This is a genomic window from Mesorhizobium sp. 43Arga, assembly GCF_053714255.1.
In genome coordinates, this window is sequence record NZ_JBSKBO010000055.1 from 1 (window position 1) to 429 (window position 429).

At 61.1% G+C, this 429-nt stretch carries 1 protein-coding gene; it reads right to left on the reverse strand.

Going from position 1 to position 429, the window contains the following annotated elements; genetic code table 11:
- Positions 1-429 (reverse strand): alpha/beta hydrolase (locus ACWGS8_RS35205; protein WP_454585212.1); only part of this gene is annotated, 429 nt, incomplete at both ends.

Below are 429 nucleotides of genomic sequence, written 5' to 3' on the forward strand. Positions count from 1 at the left end.
CCGGTCGACGCGCGGGTCGAGACCAAGGAAGTCGACGCCTGCGCTGAAGTCTTCGACAACGGCTTCCGGCGACGAGATGAAATGAGGCTGGCCGCCGCTTTCGCCATTGTACGAGGCGTCGTGTGCGATGGTGATGAAGCCGCGTTCCGCCATCGTCTGGGCGTAGAGTCCGGCTGTCTGCTCTTTGACACCGCCATATGGATGACCGACGATTAGCGCGGGATGGCGTTGCGAGGTGTCGATGTTCTTAGGGATATACATGTCCGCGACGAGATTGATGCCGAGGCGGTTAGCGTACGAAACCTTGCGATGCTCCACGCGCGCGCTTTGCGCGAAGGTCTTGTCCCATGTTCCAGCATTTTGAGCGAACGCAGGGCTGGCAGCGAGTGAGAGTACGCCTGCCGCAGCAGCACTTGCCCCGGCCAGCTT